This is a genomic window from Spirosoma lacussanchae (assembly GCF_005870035.1).
In the GTDB taxonomy this organism is placed as follows: domain Bacteria; phylum Bacteroidota; class Bacteroidia; order Cytophagales; family Spirosomataceae; genus Spirosoma; species Spirosoma lacussanchae.
On record NZ_SWJG01000009.1, the window covers coordinates 71482 to 89414 of the forward strand.

General features: G+C 56.3%; 15 protein-coding genes. 10 read left to right on the forward strand and 5 right to left on the reverse strand.

Features of this window, described 5'->3' with window-relative positions; genetic code table 11:
• Window positions 1–103: 103 nt before the first annotated feature.
• From FBR45_RS22515 to FBR45_RS22530, 4 genes are all read left to right on the forward strand, one after another.
• Window positions 104–3568, forward strand: a complete 3465-nt coding sequence (locus FBR45_RS22515) for a SusC/RagA family TonB-linked outer membrane protein (protein WP_138506554.1) — start codon at window positions 104–106, stop codon at window positions 3566–3568.
• Between the two features lie 26 nt (window positions 3569–3594).
• Window positions 3595–5028, forward strand: coding sequence for a SusD/RagB family nutrient-binding outer membrane lipoprotein (locus FBR45_RS22520; RefSeq protein WP_138506556.1), 1434 nt, complete (start codon window positions 3595–3597; stop codon window positions 5026–5028).
• 8 nt (window positions 5029–5036) lie between these two features.
• Entirely contained in the window at window positions 5037–6518 is a 1482-nt protein-coding gene (locus FBR45_RS22525; protein WP_138506558.1) for a calcineurin-like phosphoesterase C-terminal domain-containing protein, read from the forward strand.
• Between the two features lie 355 nt (window positions 6519–6873).
• Window positions 6874–7275, forward strand: a complete 402-nt coding sequence (locus FBR45_RS22530; protein ID WP_138506560.1) for a DUF983 domain-containing protein — start codon at window positions 6874–6876, stop codon at window positions 7273–7275.
• A gap of 28 nt (window positions 7276–7303) precedes the next feature.
• Here FBR45_RS22530 and FBR45_RS22535 read toward each other — a convergent pair whose 3' ends face one another.
• The 5 genes from FBR45_RS22535 to nusB all read right to left on the reverse strand — a co-directional run bounded on the left by FBR45_RS22535 (window position 7304) and on the right by nusB (window position 10536).
• The gene (locus FBR45_RS22535; RefSeq protein WP_138506562.1) at window positions 7304–7999 is read right to left on the reverse strand and encodes a YbbR-like domain-containing protein; all 696 of its coding nucleotides are present in this window, start codon (window positions 7997–7999) and stop codon (window positions 7304–7306) included.
• 82 nt (window positions 8000–8081) lie between these two features.
• Entirely contained in the window at window positions 8082–8399 is a 318-nt protein-coding gene (yajC, locus tag FBR45_RS22540) for a preprotein translocase subunit YajC (protein WP_138506564.1), read from the reverse strand.
• 49 nt (window positions 8400–8448) lie between these two features.
• Window positions 8449–8898 (reverse strand): DUF1573 domain-containing protein, encoded by a 450-nt coding sequence (locus FBR45_RS22545; protein ID WP_138506566.1) that lies wholly within the window; start codon window positions 8896–8898, stop codon window positions 8449–8451.
• Between the two features lie 88 nt (window positions 8899–8986).
• Complete coding sequence (locus FBR45_RS22550; RefSeq protein WP_077921745.1) at window positions 8987–9289, reverse strand: YtxH domain-containing protein; 303 nt, start codon at window positions 9287–9289, stop codon at window positions 8987–8989.
• A gap of 110 nt (window positions 9290–9399) precedes the next feature.
• The gene (gene nusB / locus FBR45_RS22555; RefSeq protein WP_138506569.1) at window positions 9400–10536 is read right to left on the reverse strand and encodes a transcription antitermination factor NusB; all 1137 of its coding nucleotides are present in this window, start codon (window positions 10534–10536) and stop codon (window positions 9400–9402) included.
• A 157-nt stretch (window positions 10537–10693) separates the two neighbouring features.
• On the opposite strand from nusB, the gene FBR45_RS22560 reads away from it, so the two are divergent.
• The 6 genes from FBR45_RS22560 to FBR45_RS22585 all read left to right on the forward strand — a co-directional run bounded on the left by FBR45_RS22560 (window position 10694) and on the right by FBR45_RS22585 (window position 17912).
• Window positions 10694–11368, forward strand: coding sequence for a DUF4190 domain-containing protein (locus FBR45_RS22560; RefSeq protein ID WP_138506571.1), 675 nt, complete (start codon window positions 10694–10696; stop codon window positions 11366–11368).
• 54 nt (window positions 11369–11422) lie between these two features.
• Window positions 11423–13204, forward strand: coding sequence for an ABC transporter ATP-binding protein (locus tag FBR45_RS22565; RefSeq protein ID WP_138506573.1), 1782 nt, complete (start codon window positions 11423–11425; stop codon window positions 13202–13204).
• A 118-nt stretch (window positions 13205–13322) separates the two neighbouring features.
• Complete coding sequence (locus FBR45_RS22570) at window positions 13323–14573, forward strand: AAA family ATPase (protein ID WP_138506575.1); 1251 nt, start codon at window positions 13323–13325, stop codon at window positions 14571–14573.
• A gap of 7 nt (window positions 14574–14580) precedes the next feature.
• Entirely contained in the window at window positions 14581–15321 is a 741-nt protein-coding gene (locus FBR45_RS22575; protein ID WP_138506577.1) for an HNH endonuclease family protein, read from the forward strand.
• A 33-nt stretch (window positions 15322–15354) separates the two neighbouring features.
• Window positions 15355–16443: an alpha/beta hydrolase-fold protein gene (locus FBR45_RS22580; RefSeq protein WP_138506579.1), complete on the forward strand. Its 1089-nt coding sequence runs from the start codon at window positions 15355–15357 to the stop codon at window positions 16441–16443.
• Window positions 16440–17912: a leucyl aminopeptidase family protein gene (locus tag FBR45_RS22585; RefSeq protein WP_138506581.1), complete on the forward strand. Its 1473-nt coding sequence runs from the start codon at window positions 16440–16442 to the stop codon at window positions 17910–17912. Before FBR45_RS22580 ends, FBR45_RS22585 begins: the two co-directional genes overlap by 4 nt.
• Window positions 17913–17933 lie beyond the last annotated feature (21 nt).

Here is a 17933-nt window from a genome sequence, read left to right on the forward strand (position 1 = left end):
CCGCGAAAACAATCTTCCTGGCTGTTGACTCTCCCGCCAGGGGAGAGCCGGGTGTCGCACAGTGCCCGAAAGACTATTTTCTCAACTTAACTCGTACAAACCTATGCAAAAATTCCTACGCTGCTGTTCGCACCGGCAAAACGTATGGCGTTGCTTTTCGCTTCCTTTGCTTTGTCTGCTAACGGTTTCGCTGGCTCAGGCCAGTCTCACCTTCGGGCAGGAACTACTTCAGAGCCGGGTTTCCCTATCGGTTCGTAACGCTGCGCTCGGGTCGGTGCTGACGCAGCTCGAAAGCCAGTCCAATCTGAAATTTGTGTATGCCGGTAACCTGATCGGCGACCAAGACCGGGTCAGCGTGTCGGTACAGAACCAGCCGCTGAGCCAGGTGCTCGACCAGCTGCTGAAACCCCGGCAACTTCAGTACACGCTCGCTAAAAACAACCAGGTCATCATCCGGCGCGGCACGGCGCAACCCCAGGCTACCGTAACCGGCCAGGTCACCGACGCCCAAACCGGCGAAGGCCTGCCGGGGGTTAACGTACTGCTTCGGGGAGCGGCCAGCCGCGGTACTACCACCGATGTGAACGGGCGTTATTCACTCAGCGTGCCGGATGGGACCGCCGAGCTGACGTTTTCGTTTGTCGGTTACCTGCCGCAGACCGTAACGATTGGCAGTCGTTCAGTGGTGAACATTCGCCTGGCCGTCGATGCGCGAAATCTGAACGAAGTGGTTGTGACGGCGCTGGGTATCAAACGCGAAGAAAAAGCGCTGGGCTACTCGACCCAGAAGCTCGACGGCTCGGCCGTAACCGATGCGCCCGCCAACAGTGTCGTCAACGCCCTGTCGGGGAAGGTGGCGGGGCTGAACCTGACCAAAACCGACGGACCCATGGGCAGCAGCCGCGTCACCCTGCGTGGCGAAAGCATCCTGGATCTGAACTCGCCCGGTGCGCTGATCGTGGTCGATGGCGAGCCGATCAATACGGGCTTCCAGGGCGTGGGCCATGGCGCTTACCTGGGTGGCGATTCGCCGGTCGACTTCGGGAGCGCCCTGACCGATATTGACCCGAACAACATCGAATCCATCAACGTGCTGAAAGGGCCGGCGGCTTCGGCGCTCTACGGCTCGCGGGCGGGTAACGGCGCCATCATTATTACCACCAAAAGCGGCAACCGGGATCAGAAAGGCATCGGGGTTACGCTGAACAGCTACATCAGCATCGACGACATCAACCGCTGGCCCGACTACCAGTACGAATACGGACAGGGCACCGCTGGTCAGAATTACTATTCGTACGGCACCACCGCCGACGGTCCCGGCACCCAAAGTACCAGCTCGGCCTGGGGCCCCCGCTTCGACGGGCAGTCATTCTACCAGTACAACTCGCCCCGCGACGCCAGCGGGAATTTTACCGCCCGCACGCCCTGGGTCCCTTACGAAAACAACCGCCGGGACTTTTTCCGCAAGGGCGTGACGCTGTCTAATAACGTCTCGATCAGCAACAACGGCGAAAAAGGCACCACGCGGCTCAGTATCTCGCACCTCAAAAACGACTGGATTCTGCCCAATACCGGCTACCAGCGGATCAATATTGGGTTCTCCAACCAGACGCAGGTCTCGCGGAAACTGTCGGTCAACGCCAAGATCAACTATTACAACAAGTTCAGCGATAATCTGCCCACGACCGGCTACAACAACCAGTCGATCATGTACTTCCTGGCGTTCCAGAACCCGAACATTAACCTGGACTGGTACAAGCCGTACTGGCTGCCCGGCCGCGAAGGTGTAGAGCAGAATCACCCGTTTAGTTCGCTGATCGACAATCCGTACCTGATTTCGTACGAGATGCTCAACAAGTCGAACCGGCACAATATCACGGGCAATGTATCGGCTACCTACAACATCGTCAGGAACCTGGATCTGACGCTGCATGGCGGCCTGGACGCGGGCTACGAATTCCGGTCGCAGCAGCGGCCCAAAAACACCCAGAAGTTTCAGGAAGGCATGTACCGCCAGCAAAATGTCTTCAACGTGGAGACGAATACCGATTTCCTGCTGCGCTACAAACTGCAACCTACCGCCGACTTTCAGGTGACGGCCAACGCGGGCGGCAACATCCTGATTCAGTCGCAGAAGTTTACCAACCAGCTGGCCGACCGGCTCGTTATTCCGGGCGTGTACAACCTGGCTAACAGCGAACAACTGCCGCTGACCCGTAGCGACCAGGCCGAGAAGCGCATCAACAGCCTGTATGGATTCGTGAATCTGGCCTACAAGAACCTGGCGTTCCTCGACATCACGGGCCGTAACGACTGGAGCAGTACCCTGCCCCAACAGAACAACTCGTTCTTTTATCCATCGGCTACGCTGAGCCTGATTGCGTCAGACATGGTAACGATGCCCGCCTGGATTAGCTACGCCAAGTTCAGGGGCGCCGTTGCCAGTGTAGGGTATGACGCCCGACTGGGTACCTATAACCTGGAGAAAGTGTACGAGCCAGGCGTATTTCCGGGTGAGCTGGAGAACCCCAACATCATTGCCAACCCCAACCTGCGCCCCCAGCGCAACAACTCGGTAGAGGTCGGAACTGAATGGCGCCTGCTGAAAAACCGGCTCTCGTTCGATCTGACCCTGTATCGGCAACTCACGGTCGACCAGATTCTGTACGCGCCGGTCGAGTACGCGTCGGGCTACAACTCGTCGCTGATCAACATGGGTAAGGTGGTCAACAAGGGTGTGGAGCTGACTCTGACGGGTAGCCCCCTCAAAAGTCCGCGTGGCCTGACCTGGGACATTACGCTGAACTGGGCCATGAACCGCAACCGGGTGCAGGAATTGAACAACGGCACGGGCAGCGTTGTGCTGGCGCGCTACGTCGGCAGCCGCGTAACGGTAGAAGCCCGTGAAGGACAGCCCCTTGGCGAAATCTACGGGCTGGGCTTCCGGCGCGCGCCGGATGGGCAGATCGTACACGACAGAAACGGCTACCCGCTGCTGACCGAGCAGTTCATCAATATGGGCAATGCAACGCCGAAGTGGCGGGGTGGGCTGGCCAATAATTTCCGGTACCGGGGCTGGAGCCTGTCGGTGCTGATCGACCGGCAGCAGGGCGGTAAGGTCTACTCGCTGACCAACTCGGTGCTGGGCGAGCAGGGTAAAATCAAGGCCACGCTGCCGGGGCGGTACGACGGCATCATCGGGCAGGGTGTAACCCAGGCCAGCGACGGTTCCTACGTGCCCAATACGACCAAAGCGACCAACATCGTAACCTATTACAGTAAGATCTACGGGCGCGACAACGTGGAGGCCAATGTCTTCGATGCCACCTTTACCAAACTGCGGGAGGTTCGGCTGGCCTATGCGTTTCCGGCCAAGCTGCTCGGCAAGTCATTCCTGCGGGGCGCCAGCATCGGCGTGTACGGGCGTGATCTGTTTAACTGGACGGCCTTCCCGGCTTTCGACCCCGAAACATCGACCCTCGACAACTCGACTATTACGCCGGGCCTCGAAATCGCCCAGTTTCCGTCGACCCGTACCATGGGCGCTAACCTGACTATTTCATTCTGATCGATGGCTCCTGCCACACATTATTTATGAATCTCATCACGCGAACAATACTGGGCCTGGGGGTGCTGGCTACGGCTGGCTGTACCCGCCCTATGGAAGACCTGCTGCACGATCCGGAAGCCGTAACGACGGCTACCTCGGGTAGCTTTCTGAACACGGCCGTTCTCAGCGGGGTCAATATCGGACTGAGCCGCAGCCACCGGCTCAACAACGAGCTGATGCAGACAACGGTGTCGCTGACCGACGGGCAGTTTCACCGCTATGTGCTGATTCCGAGCGAGTCGGACTACCTCTGGAACAACTATTACCTGACGCTGACGAACGTACAGGATATGTACAACCGGGCCAGAGAAGCCAGCAACCGCAATCACATGGCCGCGGCCCTGACTCTGCGGGCCTGGCTCTATCAGAACCTGACCGATACCTACGGCGATATTCCCTACTCGCAGGCGCTCAAAGGGTATCCGGAGTATATCATATCCCCTAAGTTCGACACCCAGGAACAGATATACACCGATCTGGTAAGCCAGCTCGACTCGGCCAATGCGCTCTATGAGGTAACTAAAACGATGGCACCGGGTACTGATGTGTTATACGGAGCCGAACAGAGTGCAGCCGGGACCCTGAAATGGAAACGGTTCACCAACTCGTTGCGGCTGCGGTTGCTGATGCGGGGCGAAGCCAAATCGCCCGCGTTCCGGCAGCAAATACGGAACATGCTGGCCAACCCGGCGCAGTACCCGCTGATGAGCACCGTCGACGAAAGTGCAACGCTCAAATTTACCGGTACCAACCCGCTGCTGAATCCCTTCGCCGATGACCGCGACTACGACTTCAACGGGTCGAACGCCTACGCGGAGTTTTTTATCGGGCTGCTCAACAGCTGGCAGGACCCCCGTCTCGACGTCTGGGCTACCAAAGTAAGTGGCCGGTTTGTAGGCGTACCGAGCGGCTACTCACTGGGCGACGCGCCGAAAATAGCCGCTATCGCTTCGTCACGGATCAATAAAACGCTGAAGACGTCGCCCCTGCTGGGCACGATTATGCAGTATGCCGAAACCGAGTTCCTGCTGGCCGAAGCTGCCCTCAAGGGGTATAGTGCCGACTCGCCCAAAGACCACTACGAGAAAGGTATTCGGGCATCGATGGGCTACTGGGGTGCCGTGATGCCCGCCAACTACCTGACCCGGCCGGGCGTAGCCTATACCGGCTCGCTCGAGCAGATCATGACCCAGAAGTACGTAAGCCTGTTTTTTACCGAGATGCAGCAGTGGGCCGAGTACCGGCGAACCGGGTTTCCGGTATTGCCAAAAGGACCAGGGGTTGAAAACAACGGGCAGATGCCCGCCCGGCTGGCGTATCCGCTGTCGGTACAGTCGCTAAACCGCGCCAATTACGACGAAGCAGCCGCCCGGATCGGTGGCGACAATATCAACGCAAAGGTCTGGTGGGCCAGATAATACAATCCATGATAAACCGACGACATTTTCTGCGGCAGTTTGGCTGGTCGGGCGCGGCCCTGACTACCGCACCGGCTGCCCTCGCCAATCCAGATTTGACCACCGATGCTGCGGGTACCAGCCTGAGCGGGCGCGTAACCGCCAGCGGAAATGGCATTGCCGGGGTGGCCGTCACCGATGGGTATACCGTTACCACGACCGACTCGGCGGGTCGGTATACGCTGGCTGCCGACAAAGGGGCTGAATTTGTGTACATTAGTCTGCCGCCGGGCTATGCCTTTCCGAATGAACGCGGCCTGGCCCGGTTCTTTCATCCCATTAGGGGGGCTGGCACGCAGACGGCTGACTTCCAGCTGGAGCGGCTGACTACCGACGATCGGAAACATAACTTCATTGTCTGGGCCGACCCGCAGATTATCTCCAAAAAGGACGCTGAACAGCTACGGACCTTATCGGCACCCGACACGCGGGATCTGGTTGCCTCGTATCCGCGGGGTACCCTGTTTCATGGGATTGGCTGTGGCGACCTGGTCTGGGATCACTTCGAGCTGTACGACGATTACAAAGCCGCCATAGCAACCACCGGCGTTCCGTTTTTCAACGTAATCGGCAACCACGACCTGGACCTCGACGCCCGCACCGACGATTATTCGGCAAAGACCTTCAAGCAACAGTTCGGGCCGACCTATTATTCGTTCAACCGCGGCCAGATTCATTACGTGGTGCTTGACGACGTGTTTTTCATCGGTACCGCCAAGAAATACATCGGCTACCTGACCGAAACGCAGCTGCACTGGCTGGAACAGGATCTGAAGCTGGTCAGGCCCGGTTCAACGGTGGTGGTTAGCCTGCATATTCCTACCCAGACCGGCCACAAACGGCGCGAACAGCTGAAAGACGATGAACTGGGCGGTACCGTTTCCAACCGCAAACAGCTGTACGAACTGCTTAAACCATTCCGGACGCATATCATGTCGGGCCATACGCACGTCAATGAGAAATGGGAAAAGGGTAGCGTGATGGAGCACGTGCATGGCACGGTATGTGGCGCGTGGTGGTCGGGCCCGATCTGCAGCGATGGCACCCCCAACGGCTATGGCGTCTACGAGGTAGACGGTAACGAGATTCGCTGGTATTACAAAAGTACCGGCCAGCCGCGTCAGCACCAGCTGCGCATTTACCCCAAAGGACGGCTGAAAGAAACCCCGGCCCTGGTTGCGGCCAATGTCTGGAACTGGGACCCCGCCTGGAAAGTTGAATGGCTGGAAGATGGCGTACTGAAGGGAAATATGCAGCCGCAAACAACCTTTGATCCCTGGGCGGTTGACCTGTATGCCGGTCCTGATTTGCCGAAGAAACACAAGTTCGTAGACCCTTCCAGAACGGATCATCTGTTCGTGGCGGAGCCATCGGCCAGTGCCCGACAGATTACCGTTCGGGCAACGGATCGCTTCGGAACGGTATATACCGAAACCCTGTCGATGGTCTAAGGAAACCGAAGAGCAACAAAGGCGTATGGTTTTGCCGGGTCGGGTCGATCTGACAGAGCCATACGCTTTTTTGGTGGGGGCCGGTGCCGAACTGAGCCACAGAGGCTGATCATTACGCTCATTTATACGGGTGCGCAACCGCGTAATCAGGTCCGGCGGGTGACTTTTGTCACGGAACAGAAACCTTTAACCTGTTATGTTTGCTGCAGACCGTTGCCTAATCGGGCGGCTGATCCACACCAGAATTTCGGTTTCTGAATCGGGAACCGGGCTAACTATATCGTGACCTGGCGGGTTATTTTATGAGCCGGGCAGTCAGACTGTGGCTACAGGCCCGCTTAACTCTGTCATTTGTATGGTCAAAGGCACCAAACTCTATAGCATCTTATTCAACAAATGTCCGCGTTGTCAGCAGGGCGATTTCTTCGTAACGAAGAGCGCCTTCAACATCCGGCATTTCGACAAGATGCACACCAGCTGCCCCGTATGCGGGCAGAATTATACGCCCGAACCGGGATTTTATACCGGCTCGATGTACGTCAGCTACGCCTTTTACGTAGCGACTATCGTCAGCGCGTTTGTTTTGTTCGTGGCCATTCTGGGGTTCGATGAGATCGGCCTGCTGATCGGTCTGATTCCGGCGCTGATTATACTGACCCCGCTGTTTTTCCGGCTGGCCCGGCGCGTCTGGATCAATATGTTTGTACCGTACGACCCGACAGCTGCTGGCCATCCTCATTCGGTGAGCGGCCGGTAAGTCGGACTCCGCTGCGTACGGCCTGTGGTTAGGGTTTCGCGGGTGAGAGCAGTTCACCAACTTCAAAACTGACCGTTACCCGATCGGCGCTGATATGCAGCAGTGGGTGACGGAACGGATTCAACGGCAGCTCTTCGTCGTAATTGTCCATAATACGCTTACGGGGAATTCGCACCAGAACCGTATCGGGCAGTCCCCGAACCAGCTGGGCTGGTCCTTCCACCTGAAGGGTGCGCGGGGTCAGGTTAATCACACTCGACACCATGTAGCGGGGCGCCAGATTGATGTGCAGGCTGTCGGCAACCAGCTGAACGGTTTTGGTGAGCCGCTTGTCGAAGTGCATATCGAGCGTATCGGCCACGACATAGTTGACCCGCAGTTTTTTTACCTGCTCGGCCAGCGCAGCCGCCAGCGACGAGGTGTTGATAATGGAAGCCTGGAGCGGGTTGGCGACTACGTAATCGACCGGATCAACCCGAAACGGCAGCCACGAGTGGCGCAGCAGGCCCCAGCCGTCGCTCGATACGTTTACCATGACCGTACGCGGCAGGGGGGAGGTAGGCACGTACAGCGAATCGTTGTAGACAAAATGGATGGGGTACTCAACATTGAGCGTATAGCCCGGTTTGTTGAGGGCGTTCAGCAGCCAGAATACAGCCGCTACGCCCAGACATAGCACGACTTTGGCCAGTTGAACCGAACGTTTTCTTCGAGTAGAATTCACAGGATAAAGAGAGGATACGTGAACGGCAGAAACGCCCACAGGAGCCGTCTGCAGCGATCGGCCTGCCTGTGGGCGTTTCTGCTTACTGTTTTTCGTCGGCGGGTTTGGCGCTGGCCTCGCGTGAGATCGAACTCTTCTCGAAGGTCATCTTAACACCCCGGTCTACTTCAAGCGTAACCGTTGTGCCCTCTACTGATGCAATGCGGCCGTGGAGCCCGCCAATGGTGACGACGTTGTCGCCCTTTTTGAGGTTGTCGACAAAGTTTTTCTGGTCTTTCTGCTTCTTCTGCTGCGGACGGATCATGAAGAAATAGAAGACAACAATGATGCCTCCCCACAGCAGTACATTCGCAATCATAGATGAGTTACCGGAGGGGATTTGTAAAAGAACAGCGTACATAGGTAGGTAGATTAGTTAACAGGGAGCGGGTGCGTACCCGAGGTATAGGTTAGGAGCGCGTTGAGTCCGGCCGGGGGCTGACCATAGCCTTGAACTGCAGATCGGTCATGGCCGGATCGGTATTGGCAAATACGGTAATGGTTTTGTTCTGCTGGCCCATTTTGCCGCGGCTGTTGAAGCGCACTTTAATGGACGACTTGGCGCCGGGGGCAACCGGTTCGCGGGGCCACTCGGGGGTCGTACAGCCGCAGGAGGCCGTAATATTGTTGATAATCAGTGGAAATTCACCCGTGTTGGTAAAGGCGAAATCATGCTCAACGGTATCGCCTTCGGTTAGCTGGCCGAAGTCATAAATGCCGTTTTCGGCAAAGGTGATCTTCGGCATTTTGGCCGATGCGGTGGCCTGTGCCGTTTGGCCCTGCTGCCGGTTATCGCAGCTGAACTGGCTACAGCCCAGGCCGGCAATAGCCATAACAAAAAGCCAGTTTCTGAGGAGCATGGGAAGCGTGTTCTCGTTTTCGGCTTTCGGGCGGGCAGCGTAGTATGAACAGGTCGCTAACCCGAAAGCCGAAAACTGGGTTGGTTGATTAGGCGTTTTGTTGTTTGATCTGGGCCATCAGACGATCAACGTCTTCCAGTAGCCGTTCGGCTTTTTCGCGGGCATCGTTAACGACCCGCTGTCCTTCGTTTTTAGACAGGTTTTCGGGCAAGTCGGCTGATTCCATCAAGTCGTTCAGCAACTGCTCAATCTGCTCCCGGTATTTCGACAGCCGGAATGACAGCTTGTCGCGGGTGATTTTTCCCTCCTCCGGGGCGTACAATAAGCCAATAATGGCACCGGAAATCATACCGGTCAGCAGAAATGTCAAATCGCGGCTTATGCGGCTCATTTTTCTAAAAGGTTTCGGTGTTCCGTCTTCGGTATGCTGTTGCTTCAGCTCCATTTGGTTGGCCAGTAGCAAACCAAACACCGAAGTCGGAAAACGCAGTAACGATACGCTTATTTGTTATCCAGCAAGCCCCGTCCGCTCTTGCGAAGGCGACCCGACGCTTGTAGTTTTTCAGACAGGTTATCCAGAATTCCGTTGACAAACTTACCGCTTTTGGGCGTACTATAGGCCTTGGCCAGTTCGATATATTCGTTAATGGTAACTTTGACCGGGATGTTGGGAAAACTCAGTAGCTCACACACAGCGAGTTTCAGAATGATCCGATCCAGCAGGGCTACCCGCTCCACGTCCCAGTTCTGAAGCTGTTCGGCCAGGAGCTGTTCGTAGTCGGCGTCGTTTTGCAGCGATTGCTCGAACAGCGTGTTCAGAAACCGCTCGTCTTCGTCCCAGTCGTCGGTGAGGGGTTCGAGTTGCAGACCCGTAGGGCTCTGCGCCGACTTAAGGGTCCGGATGGCCAGCCCCCGCACTACCTCGCTGTTTTCGGTCCAGCTCAGGTCAATCTCGGCCAGGTGGTCGCGGATGGTTTCGTGCTTGAAAATCAGCGAACGCAGGACATACTGGGCCAGCGCCTGGTCTTCTTCAGTCGTGTGGGTACGCTGGGCGCAGTAGGCCCGGTAGGTGTCGTCAGTTTTCAACGCTTCCCGCAGTGCCTTACGAACAAAGCCCGGGTCTTCGGTCCACGATACCCCGTGCCGAATAGCTTCATTCTGCAACGGCTGATGGCTGGCCAGCGCCTGAATAACGGTATTATCGTTGAGGGTCGACTCGAACGGGAAGGGGGCTTCGTCTACATCGCGATACTGGCGTTCGCTATCGATGCGGGCCGCGTGAGCCAGTTCGACCAGCAGCAGCAGCACCCGCAGGTAGTCGTCGTAGATACCGTTCACCTGCTTGATCATCATCTGCGCCAGGTGCTGCCGGTCTTTCTTGGTCCGAATCCGGTAAAAGACCAGCCCATCGTTGGCGGCTTTGATCACCTTGGTCGGCGCATCGTCGTCCTGAGCGGGCTGATCGGTTTTGATGGCTTCCTCGAACAGCAGGCCGGCCAGTTTCCGGTACCCTTCGAGCTGCCGCTTGTTTTGCGGCTCCATCGAGTTCAGGTCGGGCTGAAACAAGTCGTCGATACCGTCGAGAGCCAATTGCTGGTTTGAAGATTCAGCCTGCCGAAGCGCGTAGAGCGCCTGCATGACCTTGATTCGGAGTAATCGCCTATTCAACATCCGCCTTACACTAGTTATTCTACCGATAAAAAAAGAACTGTCGTATGAATTGCAAAAATACGGCCTATTCCGTAGTTTTCCCAATCACTGCCGTTCTATGAACTAACCTATCCCTTCCTTCCTCATGTTCCTGTTTACCCGACGAGCCCGCGGTTTGCGAACCGTTGCTGCGCTGTGTTGCCTGGTTGCCGTAAGCGCCTGCCAGACAACGTCCCCCGCTTATTTTCAATCCCAGTCCAACTCCGTCAGCCGGCTGGCTGCTCCAGAACTTCCGGCGGCTCTGACCGATTCACTGCCCGAGGCCATCCCTTCCGACGCCCTGACTTTGCCCGATGATAAACCGGCGGTTGGGCTGGCAACAACTTCAGCGACCACGGGAGCTTCTGATAAACGACCCGTCCGGCATCTCAACCCCGAAGGTCGCTCCCGGCGACAGATTCGGCGCCTGATCGATCTGATGCCGATGGCGCACGTGCCGGTGCATACCGAACAGATCGACCGCCATAGCCCGGTCCGGAAAACCCACCCGATGGGACTGGCGGCCCTGGGGCTGGCCGTATTATCCTACGGCTCGCTGCTGGTGGGCGGCAGCACGCTGCTCTGGGTCCTGAGTCTGGTATTCCCGCTGGCGGCCGTGCTGATGGGTGTCGCCAGTCTGACGGCTATTCACCGCAACCGGGATCGGTATCGGGGTAAAGGCTGGGCCATGGCGGCCATCGTTGTCGGCACCGGGGCCATAGGCCTGGCCCTGGTTGCGGTAGCGGCCCTGTCGGTATCCCGGGTGGTGTGGGAGAAATAGTGCAACCTTTTGACCTACCCTGTCGTTAGCCCATAAACGCAGTTTGGCTGTCTTGTGAAAGCACTTTCCTATCTCAATAAATACCTCCTCAAGTATAAGTGGTACCTGATTCTGGGGGGCGTATTTACCATCATTTCCAACCTGTTTGGCATTTTTCCGGCGCAGCTGGTGCGGTATGCGCTCGACCTCGTTCGCGAAACGCTCGACATCTATTACCTATACGACCAGTCGCCGTTACAGGCTTCGCTCTACGACGTCTTCGCGTTCAGCCTGCTGCTGTTTGCGGGGGGAACGCTGGTGCTGGCGCTGCTGAAGGGCTTTTTCCTGTTTCTGGTCCGGCAAACGCTGATCGTCATGTCGCGCCATGTGGAGTATGACCTCAAAAATGAAATTTACGATCACTACCAGACCCTGCCACTGAGTTTCTACCGCCAGCACAACACCGGCGATCTGATGGCCCGTATTTCGGAAGATGTCAGCAAGGTCAGAATGTACGTCGGGCCCAGTATCATGTACGGTCTCAACCTGATCGTGCTGTTCATTCTGGTCATCACCTACATGGTCAGCATCAACGCCCGCCTGTCGCTGTACGTGCTGCTGCCGCTTCCCATACTGTCGGTAGCCATCTATCTGGTCAACAACATCATTATTCGTCGTTCGGAGGAGATTCAGCGGTCACTCTCGCGGCTGTCGACCTACGTGCAGGAAGCTTTTTCGGGCATACGGGTACTGAAGGCGTTTGTGCAGGAGCAGAACTCAGCCGCCAAATTTGAGCTGGAGAGCGACGAGTACCGGCAAAAATCGCTCAGCCTAACGCGGGTCGACTCGCTGTTTTTTCCCATTGTGGCCATTCTGGTGGGGCTGAGTAATATTCTGGTCGTTTACGTCGGTGGGCAGGAGATTCTGGCGGGTCGGCTGACGCCCGGCAACATCACCGAATTTATCCTGTACGTGAACATGCTGACCTGGCCCGTCATGGCGCTCGGCTGGACAACGAGCCAGACCCAGCGGGCCGCAGCCTCGCAGGAGCGGATCAACGAGTTTCTGCGCATCAAAACCGACATCGTTTCGCAGAAGGATGTGAAGCGCGAGATCGCGGGCGACATCGAGTTCAAAAACGTTCGGTTCGTGTACCCCGATTCAGGCATCGTAGCCATCAAAAACTTCTCGATGCGCGTACGGGCGGGCGAAACCGTCGCGATCCTGGGCACAACCGGCTCAGGCAAAACGACACTAGCCAACCTGCTGACGCGGATGTACGACGTCTCGTCGGGCGAGATCCGGATCGATGGGCTGCCGCTGAAAGACTATAACCTGACCAGCGTTCGGGAGCAGATGGGCTACGTACCGCAGGATGTGTTCCTTTTCTCCGATACCATCAGCGACAACGTACGGTTCGGCAAACCCAACCTGCCCCAGGAACGGGTCGAGCAGGCCATTCGCGATGCCGATCTGTATCAGAACGTAATCGAGTTTCCGGAGCAGTTCGACACCCGCGTGGGCGAGCGGGGCGTTACCCTCTCGGGCGGTCAGAAACAGCGGCTGAGCATTGCCCGCGCCATTGCCCGCGATCCTAAAATCCTGATTCTGGACGACTGTCTGTCGGCGGTCGATACCAACACCGAAAATATCATTCTCAACAACCTCCGGCGCATCATGGCCGACCGGACTTCGGTGGTTATTTCGCACCGCGTCTCATCGGCCAAACTCGCCGACTACATCGTCATGCTCGATGATGGCGAGATCGTTGAAGAAGGCACCCATACCGAGCTGATCAGCCGCAACGGCGCCTACCGCGAACTCTACGAAAAGCAGCTGCAGACCGAGGAGGTGTAAGTGATTTACGAATTATGATGTACGGCAGGGCGGAGGTATTTCGGTATCTTCGTCTTTCTTGTTCATAAAGTATTCGGTTTCGGTACCGACAGCAGTAGAGTACAAACAGGCTAAAGCAATGGCTACAGAAAATCCCCGCGTCTGGTTTAAAAGCATCTCGCTCGAAAACGTCCGTTCGTTCGGTGCGAAGCAGACCATTTACTTTACCAGCGATGGCACTAAGGACGGTGAGCTGGCCCAGTGGAACGTGATCCTGGGTGATAACGGAACGGGAAAGACAACGGTGCTGAAGGGTTTGTGCCTAGATGAAAAAGGTGTTACGGTAAGCCCACACTGGTTTATGCGTGAACATAAGGATGCTAAAGTTGGAATCGGTAGATCAGACGGTACAAATGTGTATGAATATCGATTTAAGCTACATATAAATGTACACAGGGATGGACTCTACACTACAGTCGAAGACACCCATCCTATCATAGAGAAGGGGGGGGATTCTCACCAAAAGCCATATGTTTTTGCGTATGGAGCGGCTAGGCGTATAGGTATAACAGGAATAACTGAAGAGCAGGCAGGCACAACCAAAAGTCTTTTTGATGAAAATGCGACCTTGGTTAATGCTGAAGAGCTTTTGATAATTGCCGATTATTCAGATTTGAAAAATGAATCGATAGGAAACAATAAATATGGATTGGTTTCCAGCATTATAAAACGTTTGTTGGGCCAGGAAATAGCAGGTATTACTATCGTGCCTAACGCGCTTAACAGGTTTGGTCCACCCAAAGTGTATTTTCAAACGCACTACGGTAAGGTGCTTCTTCACGAACTGAGCCTCGGATACAAAACGCTTATTGCCTGGATGGTCGACTTTGCCAAAGGCCTGCTTGACCGATACCCCGATAGCCCCGACCCGCTGGCTGAACCGGCCGTTTGCCTGGTCGACGAAATCGACCTGCACCTACACCCGAAATTTCAGCGGAGCATTATAAAATTCCTGACCGAGACATTCCCAAACACCCAGTTTATCGTAACGGCGCACAGCCCGCTGGTTGTGCAGTCGGCTCAAAACGCCAACATTGTTCTGCTGAAGCGCGAAGGAGATGAAACGCACGTGGCGCAGGGCATCGACGTACATAGCTGGCGGATCGATCAGATTCTAAGCAGCGATCTGTTTGGCGAAATCAGTTCGCGACCGCCCGCCACTGAAGAGCGTATGCAGCGTAGACGAGCTTTACTGTTGCAGGATGAGCGCACCGAACAGGAAAATCAAGAACTGGCCCGGCTGGAGGAGGAACTCGGTACACTGACAGCAGCGGAGTCTCAGGAAGCGCTTAAAGCCCTTGAATTGATTAGCAAATCGTTGACCCATTGAGTCGCCTGTGATCAAGCTTGACAAATCTACCGCACAGACACCGGCGATCTTGGCAGAAAATGGACGAGGAGAAAAGGCAACCAGACAGCTGGAAGTTGATTTTAACGAGGGTAAAACCAACTTCGTTTTTCAAAAATCTATTTACGGGCATGTTTCGGTAAAGACAACACTGAAGCAATTGCAACACAGCAAATGCTGTTTCTGCGAAACCCACATTAGTCATGTGTTGCACGGCGATGTAGAGCATTTCAGACCCAAGGCCGGTTATCAGATTGATGAGCATCAGCCGCTGCAGAAGCCAGGTTACTACTGGCTGGCTTATGACTTTGCCAATCTGTTTTTTTGCTGTCAGATCTGTAATCAGGTGTATAAAAAGAACTATTTCCCACTGGCTGACGAAAGCAGACGTGCCGGCTCACATCGAGATGATTACAGGGAAGAAGATAGCCTGATTCTGCATCCGGCTCTTGATAATATTGACGACCATCTGATTTTTGAAGCTGAAATCATTAAGCCTAAAAATGGCTCACGCCAAGGCGCCGAAACAATCAAGCGTACCGGACTCAACCGCGAACTTTTACTCAAGGAGCGGCTCGAGCATTTGAAGAAATTACGTCTGCTTGAAAAAGCCATAACACGTCAGGGTGGCGAACTGGCCGACGAGATTCGACAGGCGTTTAAAGAATGGGGGAAGCCCCACAGCCTGTTTTCGGCCATGGTCCGCGCTAACTTCCCGGACCTGATCTGAAACAAAACGCCCCCGGTTTCAGATTCTGACAGTATGCCGAATCAACTACGACTGGAATTATTTACACCCGTTCATGACGACCGCCCCGTGTTCGTATCGGGCTCGTTTAACGACTGGAACCCCGCCGATGAGGCCTTCCGGATGCAGCCCGACGGCGACGGGCAATATACCTTCACCTTCCCGGCCGATATATCGTTGCCCGAAACGGTCGACTATAAATACACCAAAGGCGGCTGGGATCATGTCGAACTGAGTTCGGCGGGAGAGGGCGTACCGAACCGAACCACGGGCTCGCAGCCCCATGCCGAGCCCGACATCGTGCCCCACTGGCGGTGGTTTGGGCAGGCGTTCAACCCCGAATTTCTGCCAAAACAGGTCGGCGAGGATTTTCACCTGCCCCAGCTCGACACCAACCGCCGGGTAATGGTGCTGCTGCCGCATGATTACGAAAATCATCCGGACAAGCGCTATCCGGTGCTGTACATGAACGACGGCCAGAACCTACTGGGCGAGGGCGTCGGCTACGGCAGCTGGCGCGTGGAAGAAAAACTGGCGATGCTGGCCAGCCGACGGCGCCACGACCTGATCATCGTTACCATCGATCATGGCGAAGAGCAGCGCCTGCAGGAATATACCGTTGAGAAAACCCGCATGGCCGGTCGGGCGCGCGGACGCGACTATCTTAAATTCATTCGCAATACGCTCAAACCCACTGTCGACGCTAAGCTGCGTACCTTACCCGATGCCGAACACACCGGTATCGGCGGTAGCTCGCTGGGGGGGCTAATCAGCGTGTATGCGGGGCTGATGCACCCCGATGTGTTTGGGCGACTGATGGTTTTCTCGCCCTCGCTCTGGATTTCGCCTAAAATCTACTTCGATGCCATTCGGTTCAAGGCGCCCGTGCCGATGCGGGTGTTTGTGTACGGGGGTGCGGCCGAATCGAAGTACATGGTGCCCAATCTCGAACGGTTTAAAGAGTCGCTCGTGAAGCAGCAATATGGCGGCAATCCCATCGATATGTATTTGTCTATCTACCCCGACGGCACCCACGAAGAAATTCACTGGAGTCGTGAGTTTCCGCGGGCTGTTGAGTGGTTATTTTACGGAGAACACCCATGATTATTACCTACACAACCCAGGCGCCCACCACTGGCGACCGTATCATTCCCCTTGTACAAACCGAGTCGCTGGCCGATCGGCTGGCGCCACTGGCCGATGAACTGGCTGTTCCTGTCGATGTGCTGCCGCGTGATTTTAAGGCCGACGCCCGCGAGGTTATGTCGCTCTACGGTTCCGGCGGTACCAAAACTTACCTGCTCGGACTGGGCAAAAAACCGCAGGCTATGGACTGGCTGCGGGCCTTTCGCAAACTTATCTTCGATCAGAAAGCCAGACTAGCTGAGCAGGTGTGGGTAGACCTGACCGATGCCGACGGAGCCACCGTAGAAGCGGTTGTTCTGGGTATACGCGGGGGCACCTACGACCTGCGGCTGTTTCAGACCGACAAGCCCGAACCGCCCGCGTTCCTGACCGATGCCGGCCGGCTGACGCTGGTGGTGTCTGCCGACCAGGAAGAAGCCGTACAGACATCTCTGAACCGGGCCGAAGTCATCGCGCAGACGACCCGTCAGATGCTCGACCTGATGAACGCCCCCGCCAACCTGAAATCGCCCGAACGGCTGAGCGACTGGGCTGTGGCGTCGGGTCGGGAACATGGCTACGCGGTAACGGTGCTGAACCGGGCCGAACTCGAACGTCAGGGGCTGAACGCGTTGCTCAGCGTGGCGCAGGGCAGTGACGTGCCGCCCGTGCTGATCGTGGCCGAATACAAACCCGAAGGCATAGACAAAGCGCCGACGGTCGGGCTGGTCGGCAAGGGCGTTACCTTCGATACGGGGGGCGTTTCGATCAAGGATTCGGCCAACATGCACCTGATGAAGAGCGATATGGGTGGAGCAGCCGCCGTGCTGGGAACGGTAGAAGTAGCCGCCAGACTCAGGCTTCCCGTTCACCTGATCGGTATTGTACCCGCTACCGAAAACTCCACCGATGGGCGCTCGACCAAACCGGGGGATGTCATTACGGCCTACAACGGAAAAACCATCGAGGTGATCGACACCGATGCCGAAGGGCGGGTAATTCTGGCCGACGGGCTGGGCTATATGCTGCGCCACTACCAGCCCGATGTGCTGATCGACCTGGCTACGCTGACCGGCAGTGTGATCGGTACGCTGGGTTACCACGCGGCCGGTCTGTTTTCGAACAACGACGACCTGGCCAGCCAGCTTACCGCATCGGCCGACCGCACCGGCGAGCGGCTCTGGCGCCTGCCCATCTGGGACCTGTACAAAGACGACATCCGATCAGACGTGGCCGATGTGAAAAATTTTCACGGCAAACCCATCAACGGGGCCATTGCAGCCGCTAAATTCCTGGAGGTGTTTATCGAAGGGCACCCGGCCTGGGCGCACCTGGATATTGCCGGTATGGCCTTTGCCGATACCGAATTTGGCTCGCAGAAAAACGCAACGGGTTATGGGATTCGGCTGCTAATTGATTACTTGCGTACAATACCGGCCAACGGCTGAGCTGGCCGGAACCGCTCTCAA